The sequence below is a fragment of the Pseudomonas sp. 5Vm1k genome, assembly GCF_056161485.1.
In genome coordinates, this window is the sequence record NZ_JBSPCZ010000010.1 from 1 (window position 1) to 21340 (window position 21340).

A 21340-nucleotide genomic window follows, 5' to 3' on the forward strand; every position below is an offset into this window, starting at 1 on the left:
CGGGCTTGCTCGCGAAAGCGGTGGGTCAGTCAATAGAGATGTCGCCTGACACAACGCCTTCGCGAGCAAGCCCGCTCCCACACTCAATCCCCCTGCCGAAACACCAACGCCTTCAGTCCGCATTCCATATCCGCATCCGGAAACTCCGGCGGATTCTCCAGCCGCTCCACGAAGCGCAAACTCGGCGCCTCACGGGTAACACCATCAATCAGGAAGTCCGAACCAAACGCCGGGTCGTTCATGCAGGCCAGCACCGTGCCCTGTTCGGTGAGCAATTCCGGCAACCGACGCAGCACCCGCTGGTAATCCTTGGTCAGCAAAAAACTGCCTTTCTGAAACGACGGCGGATCGATGATCACCAGGTCATACGGCCCCTTGCCGATCACCTTGCCCCAGGACTTGAACAGGTCGTGGCCGAGGAATGTCACCTTGCTCAAGTCGTGGCCATTGAGCCGATGATTGTCGCGGCCACGGCTCAGGGCCGAGCTGGACATGTCCAGGTTGACCACATGCGCCGCGCCACCCTCGATGGCCGTCACGGAAAACCCGCAGGTATAGGCGAACAGGTTCAACACCCGCTTGCCGTCGGCATTGGCCCGCACCCAATCGCGGCCATAGCGCATATCGAGGAACAGCCCGGCATTCTGCTTGCGGCCCAGGTCCACCCGATACTTCAGGCCGCCCTCGGTGATGGTCATCTCATCGAGCGCATCCCCCAGCAGCCATTCGGTGGTGCTTTGCAGCAGGTAGCGGTGTTGCAGAAGCAGCGTGTGAGCGCCGGACTGTCGCCATTCGGGCGACTGGGTAACGCCCATCAGCAACTGCTTCAAGTCTTCCAGCTGCTGCGGTTCCGGTTCCTTGAACAACGACACCAGCACCACACCCTGCAACCAGTCCACGGTCAGTTGCTCCAGGCCCGGCCAGCAACGCCCGCGCCCGTGAAACAAACGACGGGTTTCGTCCGGAGCGGCGGCGAGGGCGGTCAGCAAGTGGGTGTTCAGCGTGGCGAGGGCGTCAGGGTTCATCAGGCAACGTCGGCAATGTGAGTGGGCGGCATTTTAACCACAAATGCGCCCCGGCCACTCCCGGATAGTTATCACGTTTAATTTAACTTTACGTGAGGATTTGGCGATCTTCCGGCTCCCATACTTGGCCCCAACGAACAACAACCGGGAGCCGGACATGTCGCAGCCAACTGCCTCACCCAAGGCCAGCCACCCACGCTGGCTGCGCCTGACCCACTGGCTCAACGCCCTGGCCGTCGTAGTCATGATCACCAGCGGCTGGCGCATCTATAACGCCTCGCCGCTCTACGACTTCAGCTTTCCGGCCTCGCTCACCCTCGGCGGCTGGCTCGGCGGCGCGTTGCAGTGGCACTTCGCGGCGATGTGGTTCCTCGCGGTCAACGGCCTCATCTACCTGATCATCAACATTGCCAGCGGTCGCCTGTTTCGACGGTTTTTCCCGGTATCGCCCAAAGGAATCCTGCATGACTTGTGGGCGGCATTGAGAGGGCGACTGGGGCATGCCGACCTCAGTCATTACAACCAGGTTCAGCGCTTTGCCTACCTGTTCGTGATGCTCGACATCACGCTGATGGTGATCTCCGGGCTGGTGCTGTGGAAGTCCGTGCAGTTCCCGCTGTTGCGTGAATTGCTGGGCGGATACGAAGGGGCGCGGCAGGTGCATTTCATTGCGATGTCGCTGCTGGTGGCGTTCATCGTGGTGCACCTGGTGATGGTGCTGCTGGTGCCAAAAACGTTGTGGTACATGATCGTTGGTCGCAAGGAGTCCGTATGAAAAAGCGCATCGAAGGACTCGACGAGTCGTCCATCCTGAGCGAAGCCAGGAAGGTATTGGCGCCACAAATCGAAGACCGCTCCCGGCGCTCGTTCCTGCTGCGCGGCCTGACCCTCGGCGGCGTGGCCATGTTGTCGGGTTGCAACATCACCGACAACGACAGCGTCGAAACCGCGTTGTCCTCGATGTCCCGCTTCAACGATCGGGTCCAGGGCTGGCTGTTCAATCCCAACGCCATGGCGCCGACCTATCCCGAGTCGATGATCACCCGGCCGTTCCCCTTCAATGCCTTTTACGGCATCGACGAGGCACCCACCGTCGAAGAAGAAAGCTATCGACTGGAAGTCACCGGCATGGTTGCCGACAAGCGCAGCTGGAAGCTCGAAGAATTGCGTGCGATGGCGCAAACCGACCAGATCACCCGACACATCTGCGTCGAAGGCTGGAGCGCTATCGGCCGCTGGGGCGGCGTGCGGTTCAGCGATTTTCTCAAACGGGTGGGCGCCGATACCGATGCCAAGTATGTCGGCTTCAAATGCGCCGACGACTACTACACCAGTATCGACATGGCCACCGCGCTGCATGCGCAAACCCTGCTGACGCTGACCTACGACGGCGCCGTGCTGCCCCGTGAATACGGCTTCCCGATGAAGCTGCGCATGCCGACCAAGCTCGGCTACAAGAATCCGAAACACATCCAGGCGATTTTCGTCACCAACACCTACCCGGGCGGCTACTGGGAAGACCAGGGCTACAACTGGTTCGGCGGTAGCTGACAAACACCCAGACACTTCACCGCAAGCACACTCAACTCTACAAGGAATACCACCATGAAAAAGCTCGCCACCGCCGCACTGTCCCTGTTCCTGGCCATGGGCGTCGCCAGCGTCTACGCCGCCGACACCATGAGCAACGACAGCATGAGCAAGGACTCGATGTCCAAGGACGCCATGTCCAAAGACGCAATGAAAAAAGACACGATGAAAAAGGACAACATGTCCAAGGACACCATGAAAAAAGACAACATGTCCAAGGACGCCATGAGCAAGGACACGATGAAGAAAGACAACATGTCCAAAGACAGCATGAGCAAAGATGCGATGAAAAAAGACGCCATGTCGCAATAACCCAACACAACCCCCAATCCCCTGTGGGAGCGGGCTTGCTCGCGAAAGCGTCAGTTCAGTCAACACAATGGTTGCCTGACACGACGCCTTCGCGAGCAAGCCCGCTCCCACAGTTTTTTGTGCAGGTCACATAGGGTATTACCTGAACTCATACCCCCATGACTTTTAATGGTTACAGCCCCGCCAACCCCCAGTGTTAAAAAATCGCAAACACAGCTCATCAACAACAAAAAGAGCGTTTGCAACCATGAGTAATCCTCACTGCCGCGTCCCCGCCAGTTCCATGCTGCGCTCTTCGAACCCCGACATTTGCCCCGCGATCTTCACGATCCGCGTGCGCTTCTGAACACCCCCAAAAATCCAAAAAGAGTATTGCCCCATGAAAGAACTCGACCTGTACATCGGTGAAGGTTTCGAAGGCCCAGGCGTGAATGCCGCGCACATCAACATCCTGATCGGGCCGCGCAACGGTCCGGCGGGGCAGGCGTTTGCCAATAGCCTGGCGTCGCCAAGCCAGGGCCATTGCCCGTTCATGGTGATCGCGCAGCCGAATATCCCGGTCAAGCCGATGACCCTTTATGTGAACAAAGCCGCGATCAGCAGCGACCTGCACGGCAATGCTACCTGGGGCGCATCCCAGGCCGGGATTGCCAAGGCTGTGTTGGAAGCGCTGCTGGACGGCACCTTGCCACCGGAAGCCGAGGACGAGTGGGCGATTGTGACGGCCAACTGGGTCAACCCGGCCTGCGATGACCTCGATGCGGTGTACCTGAATAACTACAACGCCTGCCGCACCGCGATCCGCGCCGCCCTGACCGGCAAGCCGGAAACCGCGCAACTGGCGGATGTGGTCGATCACATCAGCAACCCTTTCTACACGCCAAAAGCCTGAGGTCCGCGCCATGCAATACATTCGTTTGGGCAACTCCGGCCTGCAAGTCTCCCGCCTGTGCCTGGGCACCATGAACATGGGCACCCCGGACTGGAAACCGTGGATTTTCGATGAAAAGCAAAGCGAGCCGATCGTCGCTCACGCCCTTGATAACGGGGTGAATTTCATCGACCTGGCGGACTTCTATTCCGCTGGCGTCGGCGAGGAAGTAGTGGGGCGCATCGTCAAGCGCCTGGCCCGTCGCGAAGACTTGGTGATCACCACCAAGGTCGGCTACGGCACCCGCAACGGCATCAATGCCAGCGGCCATTCGCGCAAGCACATCATGGACAGCATCGACGCCTCGCTGAAGCGTCTGGATATGGATTACGTCGATGTGTTCATGCTGCATTACTTCGACGTTAACACCCCGGTTGAAGAGACCATGAGCGCGATGAACGACATCGTGCGTTCCGGCAAGGCCCGTTACATTGGCGTGTCGACCATGCTCGCCGGGCAACTGGCGAAGATCCTCATGGCCTGCGAGCGCAATGGTTGGGTCAAGCCGATCAACATGCAGCTGCAACTGAACTGCGCCTATCGCGAAGAAGAGCGCGAGATGATCCCGTTCTGTCGCGATCAAGGCCTCGGCGTCTCGGTATTCAGTCCGCTGGCTCGTGGGCTGTTGACCGGCGACGTGCAATCGACCCGCAACCAGACCGACTTTTTCACCCAGCAGATGTACAGCGACGAAGCCTCGTTCGAGATCGCCCACTCAGTACAACGCGTGGCCCGTGCCCGTGGCGTGTCGAACGCGCAGATCGCCCAAGCATGGGTCGCCAACCATCCGGGCGTCGATTGCATGTTGGTCGGCGCCGACACCACTGCGCAGTTCGACAGTGCCTTGGCAGCCTTGGAAACCAGGCTCGACGCCGAAGAGCTGCATGAACTGGAGCGCAACTACACCCCGTGCGACGTGATCAACGATTACACCGCCGGCAAACGCATCCTGCGCTCGGCCCGTCCGGCGCTGGAACGCTTCACTCTGACCGAGGCCGTGGCATGAGCGCGCTGATCCGTAACGGCAACTTCATCGATGGCCAATGGTCCAGCGGTGGTCTGACGTACCCGGTGTTGAACCCGGCCAATGGCGAAGTTATCGCCGAAGTGCAAAAGGCTGGTGCCGAAGAAACCAACCTCGCCATCGCCGCCGCCAACCGCGCCTTGCCAGCCTGGCGCAAACTGACCGCCAAGGAACGCAGCCAAAAGCTCAAGCGCTGGAGCGAGCTGATGCTGAGCAATCAGAAGGACTTGGCCACGTTGCTCAGCCGTGAGCAGGGCAAACCGTTGGCCGAAGCCATGGGCGAAGTGGTCTACGCCGCGAGTTTCCTGGAGTGGTTCGCCGAAGAAGCCAAGCGCGCTTACGGCGATGTGATTCCAAGCCACAAGGCTGATGCGCGAATCATCGTGGTCAAGGAAGCCATCGGTGTGGTCGCGGCGATCACGCCGTGGAACTTCCCGTTGGCGATGGTCACCCGCAAGGTCGGCCCAGCGCTGGCGGCGGGTTGCACGATGATTCTTAAACCGTCGGAAGAAACCCCGCTGTCCGCCTTCGCCCTGGCGGTACTGGCCGAGCAGGCAGGCATTCCAGCTGGCGTGTTCAACATTGTTTCGGGTGACGCAGTGGCGATTGGCGGGGCGCTGCAAGCCTCCAGTATCGTGCGCAAACTGTCGTTCACCGGCTCAACCCGCACCGGCAAACTGCTGATGCGCCAGGCCTCGGAAACCCTGAAAAAAGTCTCGCTGGAACTGGGCGGCAACGCGCCGTTCATTGTGTTCGACGACGCCGACCTGGACGCCGCCGTCAAAGGCGCCATGGCCTCGAAATTCCGCAACACCGGGCAGACTTGCGTCTGCGTGAACCGCTTCTTTATTCAGGACGGCGTGTACGAAGCCTTCACCGGCAAACTCGCCGAAGCGGTCGCGGCGATGCGTGTCGGCAGCGCCCTGGACGGTGAAACCGAACAAGGCCCACTGATCAACGCCGCCGCGTTGGCCAAGGTTGAGCTGCACGTCGGCGATGCCTTGGAGAAGGGCGCCACACTGTTGTGCGGCGGTCGTCGTCACGCACTGGGCGGCACGTTCTATGAGCCGACCATCTTCACCGAAGCCAACAGCGACATGCTGATCGCCCAGGACGAAACCTTCGGCCCGGTGGCCGCGTGCTTCCGCTTCAAGGACGAAGCCGAAGTGCTGCAACGGGCCAATGACACGCCATACGGGCTGTCGGCGTACTTCTACAGCCGCGACATCGGCCGCGTCTGGCGCATGGCCGAAGGCCTGGAAGCCGGCATGGTCGGGATCAACGAAGGGATCATCTCCACGGAAGTCGCGCCGTTTGGCGGCATCAAGGAATCGGGCCTCGGTCGCGAGGGCTCCAAATACGGTCTGGAAGACTACCTGGAAATCAAATACCTGTTGATGGGCGGGCTCTGACACCCCACCCCTGTAGGAGCGAGGCTTGTGTGGCGAGGGGGCTTGCCCCCGTTGGGTCGCGAAGCGGCCCCAAAACCTGCAATCGCCGTGTATCAGGTACACCGCGTGCAATGTTTACGACTGCTACGCAGCCGAACGGGGGCAAGCCCCCTCGCCACACAAGCCTCGCTCCTACAAGGGATAGCGCCATCGGTTTCATTTCTCCGTCAATAACAACAACTGGAGACGAACATGTCCGCTCAATCGATAAAAATCGACGACCTGCCCATCGGGCGCTTCCATATCAAAATCGCCGGTCTCACCTTCGGCGCACATTTCACCGACGGCTACATCCTCGGCCTGATCGGTATCGCCTTTACTCTGCTCAGTCCACAAATGCACCTCGATGCCTTCTGGCAGGGCCTGATCGGTGCCTCGGCGTTGATCGGCCTGTTTCTCGGCAGCCTGTTTTTTGGCTGGATCTCCGACAAGGTTGGCCGGCAGAAAATCTTCCTGGTCAGTTTTGTGTTGATCACCATTGCCTCGGTCATGCAGTTCTACGCCGAAACGGCCATGCAACTGTTCCTCTGCCGGGTGCTGATCGGCATTGGCCTGGGCGGTGACTTCAGCGTCGGCCACGCCATGCTGGCCGAGTTTTCGCCGAAGAAACACCGGGGCGTGTTACTCGGTTCGTTCAGTGTGATCTGGACCTTCGGCTACGTCGCCGCGACCTTCGTCGGCACGGCCATGCTCAACCTCGGCGACGACGCCTGGCGCTGGATGCTGGCCTCGTCGGCGATCCCGGCAGCGTTGATCCTGATCGCCCGCATTGGCACGCCCGAGTCGCCACGCTGGCTGGTCAATCAAGGCCGCATCGCTGAAGCCCGGGCCATCGTCAAAAAACACCTGGGCGATAACGTCGAACTCGACGAAACCCGCTCCACCGAAACCCGTTCCGGCTACGCGGTGCTGTTCAGCCGTGAATACCGCAAGCGCACGGCATTCAATTGCCTGTTCTTTGTGTGCATCGTGATGCCGTACTTTGCGATCTATACCTTCTTGCCGTCGATCCTGCAGAAGATGGGCTTGGCGGAGGGTTTTGGCACCGAGCTGATGCTGAACATGCTGCTGATCCTCGGCGCGTTGATCGGGATCTGGTGCACGGTGAAGTTTTCTCGCCGAGGCTTCTTGATCAACTCGTTCATCATTCTTGCCGTGGCGCTGTTCCTGTTGGCAGCGTTGCCGGGCAGTGCGGCGTTCCTGATGGTGCTGGTGTTCGGCGTGTTCACCCTGGTGTTGTCGGCGGTGAGCAACCTGGTCGGCGTGTTCCCGGCCGAGAGCTTCCCGACCGAAGTGCGGGCCAGCGGGATTGGCCTGGCCACAGCCGTGAGCCGCTTGGGCTCGGCGGTGAGTACCTTCCTGCTGCCGGTGAGTGTGGCGGGGATTGGCCTGAGCCCGACCATGGGCATTCTCGCGGCGATCCTGGCGTTGGGCGCGATGATTTCCTGGGCCTGGGCGCCGGAGACCAAATCCTTGACGCTGAGCCAGGCGTGCAAGGCGCAGAGTCCGGTGGAGAGTGGGGCGCCGGTGGCCGTGAAAGTCGCAGCACCGGTTTAATAGACAGGCAGTTGGATATTGGGTGTTCTTGAGATCCAACCCCTCACCCCAACCCTCTCCCCAAAGGGGAGAGGGGGAAAGGGAGCCGATCTTCATGCTTTTCAAAACCAGAGTTCGACTCAGGACTTTCAGGTCGATGTAGCTCCAAGAACACCTCGGTCGGCTCCCTCTCCCCTCTGTGGAGAGGGCTGGGGTGAGGGCTGGCCTTCAAGGATTGCTCACCAACCCCAACCACTCCGTAAACAACCGCACCTTCGACAACCCCAGCTTGTCATTCGCCACGTCCAGCCAATACCCATACGGCCCGACTACTTCCACTGGGGTGATCGGCAACAAACTGCCATTGGTCAGTTCCTTCTCGATCATCTGCCGGTCAATTACCGCCAATCCACCACCGGCCAATGCCGTGTGAATCACTTGGTCGAGGGTGCTGAATTCCAGCCCTTGCCCCGCATCGATATCGTCACGCCCCATCGCCGCCAGCCAGTTCTCCCACACCTTCAAGCGCTTGCCGTCGTGCAGGATGTGCAGCAATGGAAACTGCCGTAGGTCAGGCGGCTGACCATTGATAAACAACTCCGGGCTGGCCACTGCCATGTGCCGTTCCATCACCAGCAACTGGCTGCTGCAATGGCTGTCGGCTTCGAGGCCGAAGCGAATGTGGCAGTCGGTTTCCGCAAGGCTGTCGTGGCCGGTCTGGTGGGTCACGCTCAGGCTGATGTCCGGGTAGCGTTGGCAGAATGCACGCAAGTGCGCCGACAACCAGCGCGTGGCCCAGGTCGGTGGCGCGACGATGCGCAGGCGTTGGCGCAGGTTGGGCACGCGCACGGCTTGCAGGGCGCGTTCGATGTGGTCGAAGGCGTCGCTTAAATGCGGGGAGAGGGCGAGTCCGGTTTCGGTCAGCGCCAGGCCTTGCGGCGTGCGAATGAACAGGGCCACGCCGAGGTAGTCTTCGAGCTGCTTGATCTGACGGCTGACCGCGCCTTGGGTGACGTTCAGACCCAGCGCCGCCTGGCTGAAGCTGCGATGCCGTGCGACTTCTTCGAAGACCCGCAGCATGTTGAGCGAGGGCAGTTGACGCATGGACGGGTGACTCCATACCTGATGCCAATGTGGGGCAGGTTTATTGTTTTTTTGGGTGGTGGCCTATCTGACTATGTGTGGATGGGCTGATGCAAGTGGTGTTTGGGCGATTCGCGAGCAAGCCCGCTCCCACAGGTCATGCGCTAAACCTGTGGGAGCGAGCTTGCTCGCGAAGGCGCCCTCAATAACGCCAAAAAATCCGGATCAGAAGTAATACCCAATGTTCATGTACAACTGATTCTCCCAGTGATCGGTCCCACCCGCAGCCAGACTCTGGGTGTAGCTGCTACCGCCGATATACGGGTCATTCTTGCCATACAACCACTCCGTCGCGATCCACAGTTTGCTGAAGGAAAACGAGGTACCGAGGATCATCCGCTGCGAGGTCTTGAACTCATCGGCGGATTTGTCGAAGGCGCTGTAGTTGGCATACAGCTTCACCCCGCTTATCTGGTCGAACAGGTACTTGCCGCCAACGTCGTAGCTCAGGTCCGCCACGTACAGATTGCCGCGACTGGCGACGTTGTAGGTGCCGTCGTAACCGCCCAGGGTCACCACTTCATCGGTGCCGGCGTTGCGCGGCGACATCTGCTGCCGCGCCGCTTGCAGTTGCACGCCCCACGGGCCGTTCTTGCCCAGGTAGTGCACGGCCACGGCATTGCGCCGGCCGTCGTTGTCGGTGTCTTTGTTCTCCAGGGTCGAGGTCAGGCCGGAGATCCCGACTTCGGATTTCCACGGCCCCAGGTCCAGGGCCTTGGCCACCCGCAGCACCACGGTGTTGCGTTCCTGGTTGTCGCTGCCGTCGCCCACGTAGCTGTCGGCCCCGGATACCACGCTGGAATAGGTCACGCCTTTGCTGGTGCCTTTGCCTTGCCACGCCGGGCGCAGGTAGTAGCCGGCCTGGATGTTCCAGTCGCCGCTTTGCTGGATGTACTTGGCGCCGACCTGTTGCACATCTTCCAGGCCGATGACGTTGCCCAGGGTTTCGTAGAAGGTGCTGCCAAAATACGGCTGCAAGCCGAATGGCACTGTGTTCAGGCCCACTTGCACTTGCTGGTCGGGGTTGAACTTGTAGCCGGCCCAGGCGAACTTGGCGAACTGGATATCGCCATAGTTCTTGGTGTACTGGTAAGGGTAGGAGCGGCCGTAGAAACGGTACTGCGCCTCTCCGATCCAGGAGTCGGAGTTGTACTTGGCGCTGAGAAACACCGTGTCGAGGCCGAACTTCTGAATATCGCGATCCGGGTCGTAGTCCCAACGGGCCCGAATGGCACCGCCGAGGTCGAGGTTGTCGGTGACCTGCACCGCCATGGCCGGGGCCGCGAAGGCGCCGAGCAGCGGAATGAGAACGATGGAACGGACCGCAATTGGGGAGGTTGTGCGCACAGTTATACTCCTGATTTTTTAGTTATCGTTGGCAACAGCAACCCATGCCGCAGCGAACGCTGCGACCTGGGGAAAGGGTTATGGGGTCAGTTGGCCTGAGGTCGGATCAGCCTCAGCGGTGGTTCAGCGACGGGCACCACCGGTATCGCCGAAGCGCCGGGCGCCGCCGCCAGCAGGGTCTGGGTGTATGTGTTTTGCGGTCGCAAAAGCACCTGCTGCGCGGTGCCGTATTCCACCACTTCGCCCTGGCGCATCACCGCGATATAGTCGCTGATCTGCGCCGCCACCCGCAGGTCGTGGGTGATGAACAAAATGCTCAGGTTGAGGCGCTGTTGCAGTTCGGCGAGCAGCTCCAGGACTTGTTTTTGTACCGAGACGTCCAGTGCCGAGACGCTTTCATCGGCGATCAGCACTTCCGGGCGCATCGCCAAGGCCCGGGCGATGCCGATGCGCTGGCGCTGGCCACCGGAGAATTGCCGGGGCTTGCGCTTGAGGGCGTCACGCTTGAGCCCGACCTGTTCCAGCAAATCGCCGGCCTCGGTCCAGGCATCCTTGGCCGATAACCCGCGCAATTGCGCGGCGCGGGCGATGATGTCGCCAACCCGATGCCGTGGATTCAGCGAGCCGTAAGGGTCCTGGAAAATCATCTGGATGCGCCGCCTATTCGCCGCCAACGCCGAACCACGCAAGGCCAGGAAATCCGTATCACCGACCCAGACGTGACCGCTGTCGCTTTCCACCAGCCGAATCGCCGCTTTCACCAAGGTGCTCTTGCCCGAGCCGGACTCGCCGACAATCGCTAACGTTTTGCCCCGTGGCAACTGCAGCGAGACATCCTTGAGCGCCGGCACCAAGCGGCCGCCGACGTTGTAGGTCTTGGTCAGGTGTTCGATGCGCAACGCCAACTCACCGTCGGCGCACGGCGCGTGCAACTCGGGGTGCAGCGCCGGCACGGCGGCAATCAGCTTGCGGGTGTAGGGATGCTTCGGTGCGTTGAGCACTTGATCGCGCTCGCCGATTTCCACCAACACACCGCCCTCCATCACGGCGATGCGATCGGCGATTTCCGCCACCACGCCAAAGTCGTGGGTGATGAACAAAATGCCGTGTTGACCGCGATTGCGCAGGTCACGTACCAGTTTCAACACTTGGGCCTGAGTGGTCACGTCCAGCGCCGTGGTCGGTTCGTCGGCGATCAACAAATCCGGGTTCATCGCCAACGCCATGGCAATCACCACCCGTTGGCATTGGCCGCCGGAGAGCTGATGGGGAAAGCTGTTGGCGATCCGTGGCGGGTCGGGCAATTGGGTGGAGTCGAGCAGGGCGAGCATGCGTTCGCGACGCTCGGCGACGGGCATGCTCGGGGCATGAATATCGAAGATTTCCTCGACCTGCTGGCCGATGCGAATCGCCGGGTTCAGCGCCGCCATCGGCTCCTGGAAAATCATCGCGATGCGGTTGCCGCGCAAGCGGCGCAACGAATGTTCATCCATGCGGCAGATGTCGTCGCCGAGAAAGTCGATCACTCCTTCGCTGTGGCGCAAGCCCTTGGCGTAGTCGCCCATGATTGCCGCCGAGAGCACCGATTTTCCGGAGCCGGACTCGCCGATCACACAAAGGATTTCGCCTTTGCGCACGTCGAGGCTGATGCCTTTGACCGCGTGACTACGGTCCGCGCCGGCAGGCAGTTCGATGGAGAGGTTTTCAACCCTCAGCACCTGTTGCATGTTCTGTTGTTGGCTCATGCTCAACTCCTTGTGCCTTTCTGGGCGTGTTCGTCCAGACCGTCCGCCAACAGGCTCAGGCCCAGCATCAGGGTGGAGATGGCAATGCACGGGAAGATCACCAGGTGCGGGAAGGCGATGGCCATGCTGCGGCCTTCGTTGATCATGCCGCCCCAGTCCGGGGTGGGCGGCGGCAGGCCGAGGCCGAGGAAGCCGAGGGCGCCGATCATGATCGCGGTGTAGCCGATGCGCAGGCAGAAATCGACGATCAACGGTCCGCCACAGTTCGGCAGGATTTCCACCAGCATGATCCGCAGCGAGCCTTCGCCCTGGGTGATGGCGCTGAGCACGTAGTCCCGGGAGCGGATGTCGATGGTCAGCGCGCGCATGATCCGGAAGATCGCCGGGGCACTGGTGAAGGTCACCGCAATCAGAATGTTCAGGGCCGAGGCGCCGAGGGCGATGATGATCACGATGTACAACACCAGCACCGGGAACGACAGCACGGTGTCGGCGACATAGGACAGCAGCGAATCGACCCAGCCGTTGAAGTAACCGGCGCACAGGCCCATGGCGATGCCCACGGCGAACGCGGTCAGGGTCGCGAGGATCGACCAGAACAACACGGTGCGAGTGCCCCAAATCAGCCGCGAAAGAATGTCCCGGCCGATCATGTCAGTGCCCAGCAGAAAGCTCATGCCGTTGCCATCCGGGGTCATCGGCGTCAGCAGCGGGGTGAAGCTTTCCAGGGGATCGTGGGGCGCCAGCCATGGCGCAAACAGCGCCATCAACACCCAGCCGCCGACCAACAGCAAACCGAGTAACGCCAAGGGATGTTTGAACGCGTTGAGGAAGTTCATTGGCCACCTCCGCCAAGACTGCGCAAGGTGATGCGCGGGTTGAGCCAGGTGTAGGCCAGGTCCGAGAAGATTTTGGTCGCGCCGACCACGATGCCACTGATCATTGCGCAGGCTTCGATCAGGTACACGTCATGGTTCAGCGACGCGGTGTAGAGCAGTGAACCGAAGCCTTTGTAGGCGAAGAACACCTCAACCACGATCACGTTCGACAGCAACCACGGGATGTACAACATGATCACCGTGATCGGTGCGATCAGTACGTTGCGCAATGCATGGCGCAGCACGATACGCGACGTCGACGCGCCTTTGAGGCGGGCGGTGCGGATGTACGGCGCCTGCATCACCTCAACCATCGAGGCCCGGGTGATCCGCGCCAGATAGCCGATGCCGAACAGGCACAGCACCATCAGTGGCAGTGCCAGTTCCACGGCGTTGAAGCCGTCGCTCATGCTGCTCACGCCCGGCAGCCAGTTGAGCCAGAAGACGAAGATCGCCGAAACGAATACCGCACTGGCAAAGTCCGGAATCGAGGTAGTGACAATCGACAGGAATGACACCAGCCGATCCACCGCCGAGCCTTGGCGAATCCCGGCCAGAATGCCGAGGGTCAGCGCCACCGGCACCATCACCGCCAGGGCCAGCCCGGCGAGAATCAGGGTTTGCCACAGGTTGGGTAGCAGCAGGTCGATCACCGGCTCACGAAAGTGCACCGAGGTACCCCAGTCGCCGTGGACGAAGTCTTTCAACCAAACCAGATAGCGCCAGACGAAGGGTTGGTTGTAACCGTGCTCCACCAGCCACGCGGCACGCTGGTCGGCGGCGGAGTAGGGGCCGAGGACGTTGATCGCGACGTCTTCGATGTTCAGTTCCAGGGCCAGGAACACGATCACTGACACCGACAACAGGGTAGCCGCCAGCGCCAATAACTTGCGCAATAGAAATTCAGCCATGTTCGCACGCTCCGGCTAATCAAGGGATGGCGGCCCGCCGTACCGAAGTTGGCGAGCCGCGTGAGGGGCGCTTGAATCAGGCGCTCAACCAGACTTCATCCATTGGGTAGAAGTCCGACGGGTGAACCTGGAATCCCTGGACTTTCTTGCTGGCGGCGGTGAATTTGTCGCCCCAGAACGGCTGCACCATGACGCAGGCGTCCTGCAGGATTTGCTCGACGTTTTGCATGGCGGCTGCGCGCTGTTTCGGGTCGATGATGCCCATGGCTTTATCGAGTGCAGCGTCGAACGCCGGGTCGCTGTAGTGGCTTTCGTTCCAGGCCGCGCCGCTGCGATAGGCCAGTTCCAGCGACATCACACCCAGTGGGCGATGCGCCCAGTAGGTGAGGCTGAACGCGGCTTTGTCCCAGATCGGCCAGTACTGGGTGGCCGGGATCACTTTCAGGTTGATGCGGATGCCGGCCTCGGCGCAGTTCTGTTGCAGGATCTGCGCGCAATCCTGTTCGTAGCGGCCCTGGGTGTTGCCGACGATCAGGTCGATGTCGATGCCGTTCGGGTGACCAGCCTCGGCGAGAAGTTTCTTCGCGCCCGCCACGTCACGGGCACGTTTAGGCAGCGCAAAGTATTCCGGGTGGGAAGGGGCGACGTGATGGTCTTCACCCAACGTGCCCATGCCGCGATAAGCGATCTTGAGCATTTGCGCGTTGTCGGCGCAGAGCACCACCGCTTTGCGAATCCGCACATCGTCGAACGGTTTCTGGTCGCAGGCCATGCGCATGACGATGGTTTGCGCCGATTTACAGCTCAGCAATTGCGCGCCCGGCAAGCGTTTGGCCAGGTCCAGCTCGGCCACGGTCACCCGGTACAGCACGTCCACTTGCCCGGCCTGTAATGCCGCGAGATGGGTGGAGATGTCGGTGCCCATGTCGACGTAACGCAACTCGTCGAGGTTGGCCGGTTTGCGCCAGTAGTCGGCACGCTTGGCGAAGGTCGCCTGCTTGTTGACCGCGAACGACACCAGTTTGAACGGCCCGGTGCCCAGCGGGTTTTTCGCCCAGTCATCGCCTGCCTTGAAGCTGCGGTGGACGATGGCGCAGGTGAAGGCGTTGAGCATTTCCGGGATCGCCAGCATCGGTCGCTTGAGCACCAGGCGGAACTGGAAGTCGCTGACTTTTTCGAAGGCGCTGATGTCCTGGAACGCGGTGCGGTTGACCGACTTGGAGTCGGCGGCAATCCAGCGTTCGATGTTGTGCTGCACGTCCTCGACGTTGAAGGTGTCGCCGTTGCTCCACTTCACGTCCTGGCGCAGGTTGAAGGTCCAGGTCTTGAGGTCTTCGGACGGGCTCCAGCTCTCGGCGAGATACGGGTGGGTGATGTTGTCGGCGTCGACCCAGGTCAGGTATTCCAGGGAATTGCGCAGCAGGTTCGAGGCTTCGATCCAGGTGATCAGCATCGGATCCTGGATTTCCTGGATGGCGCAGGCAAACCGTAGCGTGCCGCCCTGACGCGGTGGCAATGCATCAGCGGCGCGGGCCGAATTACCCAGCAGGGCGGAACCGAGGAAGGTGCTGGCGCTGGCGGCGGTGATGCCCAGCAGCGCGGCGGTGCGCAGGAATTGCCGGCGGTTGATCTCGCCACTTTTGACTTGAATGCACAGGTCGTTGACTGCTGGATGCGGCAGGGCGCCGTCCAGAGTTGTTAGCTCGTCGAGATGGGGCATGGGGCAGCTCTCATGTTGTTTTTATTTGAGATGGCCGCAGTTTTGTCATCGGCGCAAAGATCGACAAACGATAAATTCAACCGGCAAACGTTCGATAAATGCATGTTACTGAGTGCAGGGATCGCGGGTGCTTGAACTAGACGGCCCGCCATCAGCCAATGAGGTCAATTGTGGGAGCGGGCTTGCTCGCGAAAGCGTCATGTCAGGCAGCATTTTTGTTAAATGACCCACCGCTTTCGCGAGCAAGCCCGCTCCCACACAAAGCAGATCTTCTTCTGACTCAAATAGTCCCGCACAACACAAAAATGCATGTTACTCAGGAAATTTCCCCCAAGCCGTGGGATGCTTGGCGCTCGTCAGCCCTTGCGCGAGTCCTTTTCATGAAACGCAAAATGCCCGCGCTCAATGCGCTCAAAGCCTTCGAAGTGGCCGGCAGCACCGGCAGCTTTACCCGGGCGGCGGAGTTGCTCAATGTCACCCAAAGTGCGGTCAGCCGGCAGGTGCGCCAGCTCGAAGAGCAACTGGGCGAGAACCTGCTGGAGCGTCGGCATCATCACCTGGAACTGACCAGCGCCGGCCGGGTGTTGCTGCGGGCGCTGCACCAGTCCTTCGACAAGATCGAGCTGACGGTGCGCAGCATCCAGCAGAAATCCCACGCCAATCGCCTGCACATCAACGCACCGCCGACCTTCACCAGCCGCTGGCTGATGCCACGCCTGGGACGCCTGCGCGAGAAGCACCCGGAACTGGAGTTGAGTATCACCACGCGTCTGCAGGACAGCCTGGCGGAAACCAGCACCCTGGACTGCGCGATCCGTTTTGGCGATGGCGAATGGGATGGGCTGGACAGCTCGTTGTTGATTCAGGAACGGCACATCGCGGTGTGCGCGCCATCCCTGTATGCGCGAGAGTGGAGCGAGGGCGGCATCGACCTTAATCGCCTGACGTTGCTGCATGTGCTGGCCCGGGAAGACCAGCGCTACCTGACCTGGAAACATTGGCTGGACGCGGCGAAAATCAGCGGCGTCGACACCCAGGGCGGTTATGAATTCGACCTGCTGGACCTGGCGATCCGCGCGGCCACCGATGGCCTGGGCATCACCATCGCCGACTGGCACATGGTCGCCCCGGAACTGGCCAGCGGGCAATTGACCCAAGTGCTGAACGTGCATGTGGAAGGGCATCAATCCTACTGGCTGGTGACCCGCCCGGAGCAGACCCTGATGCCGCAATTGCAGGTGTTCAGCCAGTGGTTGCAGGAGGAGATCTGGTTGGCGCAACGCCAGCTCGAACCGTCCACCGCCGCCACCTGAACACACCGCAGGCCCCCTGTGGGAGCGGGCTTGCTCGCGAATGCGGTGGGTCAGCCAATATCAAAGGCGACTGACACGACGCCTTCGCGAGCAAGCCCGCTCCCACAAGGGATCGCATCGTCAAGGGAGCAACATTCATTTTTCGAATGTTCCCCCGCTCAATAAATCGTTTGTTCAACCCGCCCAGGATGCCAAGACTGCGTGAACTGGATAAAAACAACGATGGGCGATGCACATGCGACTCGAGCGAAACTTTGTAAACGGTCACTTCATTGAGCCTGCCAGCGAAGCGCTGATTGCAGTCTACAACCCGGCGACCGAAGCCTTGGTCGGCCACGTCTCGGCGGCCACAGGCGCTGAAGCCACGGCCGCCGTCGACGCCGCAGCCGCTGCCCAGAAGCTCTGGGGCAAGCTCACCAGCATCGAACGCGCCGAACACTTGCGTTCATTCGCCGACGCCCTCGAAGCCTGCGCCGACAATATCGGTGTAGCCCTGGCCGCCGAATCCGGCAAAAGTGTCAGTGATGCGAGCAACGAAGCCCGTTACGCCGCACAGATCACCCGTTACCACGCCGAGTGGGCACGGCGGATCGAAGGCGAGATCATTCCCAGCGACACCCCTAACGAAAACCTGTTTCTGCACCGTGAGCCGATTGGCGTGGTCGCGTGCCTGATTCCGTTCAACTACCCGGTCTATACGCTGCTGCGCAAAATCGCCCCGGCGCTGATTGCCGGCAACACCGTAGTGGTGCGCCCGAGCAACAACACCCCGACCTCGGCGTTTGAAATTGCCAAGGCTGTGCAGCAATCCGGTTTGCCGGCCGGCGTAGTGAATATCCTGACCATGGACCACGCCACCGCCGCCGCCGTGTGCACCCACAAAGCCGTTGGCTTGATCACCCTGACCGGCAGCGTCAACGCCGGGCGCATTGTGCTCGATTACTGCAAGGCCAATATCGCCAAGCCGTCGCTGGAACTGGGCGGGAAGACCCCGGCGATCATCGAAGCCGACGCCGACCTTGAAGCCGCCGCCAGCGCCATCGTGGCTTCCAAGACCACCCACTGCGGCCAGTTGTGCACGGCGGTGGAGCGGGTCTACGTGCAGGAAAGCGTCTACGAACAATTCCTCGCGTTGCTCAAAGCCAAAATCAGCGCCGTGAAGTTCGGCGACCGCGCCACCGACGCCAGCCTGATGGGCCCATTGGTCAACGCCAGTTCGCAGCAGAACATCCACGCCATGGTCGAGCGCGCCGTCGCCGACGGTGCTGTACTGGAAACAGGTGGTTTTATCCCGCAAGGCAACGGTCATTTCTACCCGCCGACGCTGCTGAGCAACTGCCGTCAGGACATGGAAATCATCCAGGAAGAAATCTTCGGCCCGGTGCTGCCGGTGCTCAAGTACCGCGACATCGACGAAGCGCTGGCCATGGCTAACGATCACCAGTTCGGCCTGTCCTCGGTGCTGTACACCGAGAACTACCGCACCACCATGAAAGTCGCCAACGCCATCGAGGCTGGCGAGTTGTACATCAATCGGACCCCGGCCGACCCGTACCAGGGCTTCCACGCTGGCTGGAAACGCTCCGGGCTGGGCGGCGATGACGGCAAGCACGGCATGCTTGAGTTCACCCAGACCCGACTGGTCGTCATGAAGTATTGATCCACGTGCAGCACCTCTCTCGCTTATGTGGGAGCGGGCTTGCTCGCGAAAGCGGTGTGTCAGTAGATGCATCAATAGCCTGATCCACCGCTTTCGCGAGCAAGCCCGCTCCCACAAAGGCCTGAGTACACCTGAGATATATAAAAACAATTATCAGAGCGCCCAGACCACTGGGCGCCAGAGGTCTACTCGATGTCCAAGCCTGCAACCACTGTTGCCGCTGTTCAGGGTTCGAACGCGGGTTCAAAAAGCCACAGTGACAAGGGAAGTCGCTACATCCAATTGATGCTGTTGGTGCTGGCCGCCGGTGCGATCTACCCGATCCTTTACCTGCGCCAGGTTTACCAGACCACCATGCTCGAAGTGTTCCAGATCAACCACAGCGAGCTGGGTTATCTGTACTCGATGCTGGGGACGATTTTCCTGCTCAGCTACTTGCCGAGCGGTTGGCTGGCGGACCGCATCGCCCCGCGTTTCCTGATCTTTTTCTCGCTGGTGGCCACCGGAGTCCTGGGGCTTTGGTACTCCACCGCGCCGTCGATGACCGGTTTGATGATCATCTTCGGTTGCTGGGGCCTGACCACGGGCCTGACGTTCTGGGCCTCGGTGCTCAAGCGCGTGAAGATGATTGCCCATCACACTGAACAAGGTCGGTTTTTCGGCATCCTCGATGGTGGCCGCGGTTTGGTTGAAGCCTTGCTGGCAACCGTCGCCTTGGGGCTGTTCGCCTTCGCCACCGAAACCCGTGGCGAGTCCGCCGCTGAAGGTTTCAAGCACGTGGTCTACCTGTACGCCTTCACCTGTATTGCCATCGGTTGTGTGCTGGTGCTGATCAAGGACCCGAAGTCGATGCAAGACACCGCGGCGGTGGAGAAGGGCAAGTACAACCTGCTCAGCGACCTGGCGACGTTGGTGAAAATCCCTGAGTTGTGGCTGGTCACCGCCATCGTGTTCTGCGGTTACCACATCTTCTGGGCCACCTACAGTTTCTCCGATTACTTGCAGGGCGGCGGCATGACTGCGGTCATGGCCGGCACCATCACCACCATCAAGCTGTGGATGCGCCCGATTGGCGGCATGGGCGGCGGTTGGCTCGGTGACAAGTTCTCGAATATTTCGGTGCTGATCGTGGCGTTGCTGCTCGCGTCGTTGGCGATGGTCGGCCTGATCGTGTTCCCGGCGCTCAACAGCATGGGCCTGCTGATCGGCACGGTGATCTTCATCGGCCTGATGACCTACGCCATTCGCGGTCTGTACTGGGCGATCCTCGACACCTGCAACATCCCGCTGCGCATCACCGGCCTGGCCATTGGCATTGTCTCGGTGGTCGGTTACCTGCCGGACGCCTTTATTCCCTTGATCAACGGCTACCTCACTGAGCATTTCCCCGGTGCCTTTGGTTACAAGCTGTATTTCGGCTACATCGCTTTCGTCGGCCTGCTCGGGACCCTCGCGGCCCTGACCTTACGCGCGCGTATCAATCGTCAATCTTTGAATAAAACAGGTGCCTGAGATGAAAATCGTCGCCCTTGAAACCCACATTGTTGCCGTACCACCACCGCACATCGGCGGCATGTACTGGCTGTTCGTCAAGCTCAAGACCGATTGCGGCATCGAAGGCGTGGGTGAGATCTACGCCGCGACCTTCGGCCCCAAAGCCATGCTGCCGATCATCGAAGACGTGTTCGAACGCTACCTGCTCAACCACGACCCGCACCACATCGAGCGCTTTTTCCGCCAGGCCTATTCGAGTGGTTTCACCCAGCGTCCGGACCTGACCATGATGGGCGTGGTCAGCGGCCTGGAGATGGCGTGCTGGGACATCATCGGCAAAGCGGCGAACAAACCGGTCTACGAATTGCTCGGCGGCAAGGTCAACGAACGCCTGCGTTCCTACACCTACCTGTACCCGGTCAACAGCAAGGGCGAGTACGACTACGACGATCCGGACCTGGCCGCCGAATGCGCCATCGAGAACATGAACAAAGGCTTCACCGCCGTGAAGTTCGACCCGGCCGGACCGTACACCGCGTACTCCGGGCACCAGATTTCCCTGGAAGTGCTGGAGCGCTGCGAAACCTTCTGCCGCAAGATTCGCGAGGCGGTGGGCGACAAGTGCGACTTGCTGTTTGGCACCCACGGACAAATGGTGCCGTCATCGGCGATTCGCCTGGCCAAGCGCCTGGAGAAATACGACCCGCTGTGGTTCGAAGAACCGGTGCCACCGGGTCAGGAAGAGGCGATGGCGCAGGTTGCGGCCAAGACCACGATCCCGATTGCCACCGGCGAACGTCTGACCACCAAGTACGAATTCTTCAAACTGTTGCAGGCCGGCGGCGCGTCGATTTTGCAGATGAACGTCGCCCGTTGTGGCGGTCTGCTGGAAGCCAAGAAAATCGCGAGCATGGCCGAGGCCTATTACGCGCAGATTGCGCCGCACCTCTACAACGGGCCGATTGGCGCGGCGGCGAGTTTCCAGTTGGCGACCTGCACGCCGAACTTCCTGATCCAGGAAAGCATCATGACCTGGGGCGGTTTCCACGCCGAAGTGCTGACCAAGCCGCTGCAATGGGAGGACGGCTACATCATCCCGTCCACCGAGCCCGGTCTTGGTGTGGAGCTGAACATGGACGTGGTGCGCCGGCATTCGCCGTACACCGGCGAGCGTTTGCACCTGCAAATGGCGCCGACCCCGGCTGACGTCAAAGACACATCGCCAGCCAGGGGCTGACACCTGTGGGAGCGGGCTTGCTC

At 60.7% G+C, this 21340-nt stretch carries 18 protein-coding genes; 11 read left to right on the forward strand and 7 right to left on the reverse strand.

The window, feature by feature from the left end; translation table 11 throughout:
- Window positions 1–83 precede the first annotated feature (83 nt).
- Window positions 84–1025, reverse strand: a complete 942-nt coding sequence (locus ACWIKB_RS19760) for a class I SAM-dependent methyltransferase (protein ID WP_475268947.1) — start codon at window positions 1023–1025, stop codon at window positions 84–86.
- 157 nt (window positions 1026–1182) lie between these two features.
- Here ACWIKB_RS19760 and ACWIKB_RS19765 point away from each other — a divergent pair, with 157 nt between their 5' ends.
- The 7 genes from ACWIKB_RS19765 to ACWIKB_RS19795 all read left to right on the forward strand — a co-directional run bounded on the left by ACWIKB_RS19765 (window position 1183) and on the right by ACWIKB_RS19795 (window position 7890).
- Window positions 1183–1800, forward strand: a complete 618-nt coding sequence (locus ACWIKB_RS19765; RefSeq protein ID WP_475268948.1) for a cytochrome b/b6 domain-containing protein — start codon at window positions 1183–1185, stop codon at window positions 1798–1800.
- Window positions 1797–2576, forward strand: coding sequence for a molybdopterin-dependent oxidoreductase (locus tag ACWIKB_RS19770; RefSeq protein WP_403016861.1), 780 nt, complete (start codon window positions 1797–1799; stop codon window positions 2574–2576). The genes ACWIKB_RS19765 and ACWIKB_RS19770 overlap by 4 nt, the downstream gene beginning before the upstream one ends.
- A 54-nt stretch (window positions 2577–2630) precedes the next feature.
- Window positions 2631–2927: a pentapeptide MXKDX repeat protein gene (locus ACWIKB_RS19775; RefSeq protein WP_475268949.1), complete on the forward strand. Its 297-nt coding sequence runs from the start codon at window positions 2631–2633 to the stop codon at window positions 2925–2927.
- A 379-nt stretch (window positions 2928–3306) separates the two neighbouring features.
- Entirely contained in the window at window positions 3307–3819 is a 513-nt protein-coding gene (gene fae, locus ACWIKB_RS19780; protein WP_054615233.1) for a formaldehyde-activating enzyme, read from the forward strand.
- Window positions 3820–3829: 10 nt separating this feature from the next.
- The gene (locus tag ACWIKB_RS19785) at window positions 3830–4864 is read left to right on the forward strand and encodes an aldo/keto reductase (RefSeq protein WP_475268950.1); all 1035 of its coding nucleotides are present in this window, start codon (window positions 3830–3832) and stop codon (window positions 4862–4864) included.
- Window positions 4861–6294, forward strand: a complete 1434-nt coding sequence (locus ACWIKB_RS19790) for an NAD-dependent succinate-semialdehyde dehydrogenase (RefSeq protein ID WP_475268951.1) — start codon at window positions 4861–4863, stop codon at window positions 6292–6294. The genes ACWIKB_RS19785 and ACWIKB_RS19790 overlap by 4 nt, the downstream gene beginning before the upstream one ends.
- A gap of 231 nt (window positions 6295–6525) precedes the next feature.
- Entirely contained in the window at window positions 6526–7890 is a 1365-nt protein-coding gene (locus tag ACWIKB_RS19795; RefSeq protein ID WP_475268952.1) for an MFS transporter, read from the forward strand.
- 207 nt (window positions 7891–8097) lie between these two features.
- On the opposite strand, the gene ACWIKB_RS19800 is transcribed toward ACWIKB_RS19795, so the two are convergent.
- The 6 genes from ACWIKB_RS19800 to ACWIKB_RS19825 all read right to left on the reverse strand — a co-directional run bounded on the left by ACWIKB_RS19800 (window position 8098) and on the right by ACWIKB_RS19825 (window position 15613).
- Window positions 8098–8973 carry a LysR substrate-binding domain-containing protein gene (locus ACWIKB_RS19800; RefSeq protein ID WP_475268953.1) on the reverse strand — a complete coding sequence of 292 codons (876 nt, stop codon included), beginning with the start codon at window positions 8971–8973 and terminating at the stop codon, window positions 8098–8100.
- 204 nt (window positions 8974–9177) lie between these two features.
- Window positions 9178–10284, reverse strand: coding sequence for a hypothetical protein (locus tag ACWIKB_RS19805; protein ID WP_475269168.1), 1107 nt, complete (start codon window positions 10282–10284; stop codon window positions 9178–9180).
- A gap of 161 nt (window positions 10285–10445) precedes the next feature.
- Window positions 10446–12104: a dipeptide ABC transporter ATP-binding protein gene (locus ACWIKB_RS19810; protein ID WP_475268954.1), complete on the reverse strand. Its 1659-nt coding sequence runs from the start codon at window positions 12102–12104 to the stop codon at window positions 10446–10448.
- 2 nt (window positions 12105–12106) lie between these two features.
- Entirely contained in the window at window positions 12107–12943 is an 837-nt protein-coding gene (locus ACWIKB_RS19815) for an ABC transporter permease (RefSeq protein ID WP_475268955.1), read from the reverse strand.
- Window positions 12940–13893, reverse strand: coding sequence for an ABC transporter permease (locus ACWIKB_RS19820; RefSeq protein ID WP_123511860.1), 954 nt, complete (start codon window positions 13891–13893; stop codon window positions 12940–12942). Before ACWIKB_RS19820 ends, ACWIKB_RS19815 begins: the two co-directional genes overlap by 4 nt.
- 76 nt (window positions 13894–13969) lie before the next feature.
- Window positions 13970–15613, reverse strand: a complete 1644-nt coding sequence (locus ACWIKB_RS19825) for an ABC transporter substrate-binding protein (RefSeq protein ID WP_475268956.1) — start codon at window positions 15611–15613, stop codon at window positions 13970–13972.
- Between the two features lie 380 nt (window positions 15614–15993).
- On the opposite strand from ACWIKB_RS19825, the gene ACWIKB_RS19830 reads away from it, so the two are divergent.
- The 4 genes from ACWIKB_RS19830 to ACWIKB_RS19845 all read left to right on the forward strand — a co-directional run bounded on the left by ACWIKB_RS19830 (window position 15994) and on the right by ACWIKB_RS19845 (window position 21317).
- Window positions 15994–16926 carry a LysR substrate-binding domain-containing protein gene (locus ACWIKB_RS19830; protein WP_475268957.1) on the forward strand — a complete coding sequence of 311 codons (933 nt, stop codon included), beginning with the start codon at window positions 15994–15996 and terminating at the stop codon, window positions 16924–16926.
- A 235-nt stretch (window positions 16927–17161) separates the two neighbouring features.
- Complete coding sequence (gene aldA / locus ACWIKB_RS19835) at window positions 17162–18586, forward strand: aldehyde dehydrogenase (protein WP_475269169.1); 1425 nt, start codon at window positions 17162–17164, stop codon at window positions 18584–18586.
- Between the two features lie 192 nt (window positions 18587–18778).
- Complete coding sequence (locus ACWIKB_RS19840) at window positions 18779–20098, forward strand: MFS transporter (protein ID WP_475268958.1); 1320 nt, start codon at window positions 18779–18781, stop codon at window positions 20096–20098.
- Between the two features lies 1 nt (window position 20099).
- The gene (locus ACWIKB_RS19845) at window positions 20100–21317 is read left to right on the forward strand and encodes a mandelate racemase/muconate lactonizing enzyme family protein (protein WP_054052747.1); all 1218 of its coding nucleotides are present in this window, start codon (window positions 20100–20102) and stop codon (window positions 21315–21317) included.
- The last annotated feature ends 23 nt before the right edge of the window (window positions 21318–21340 follow it).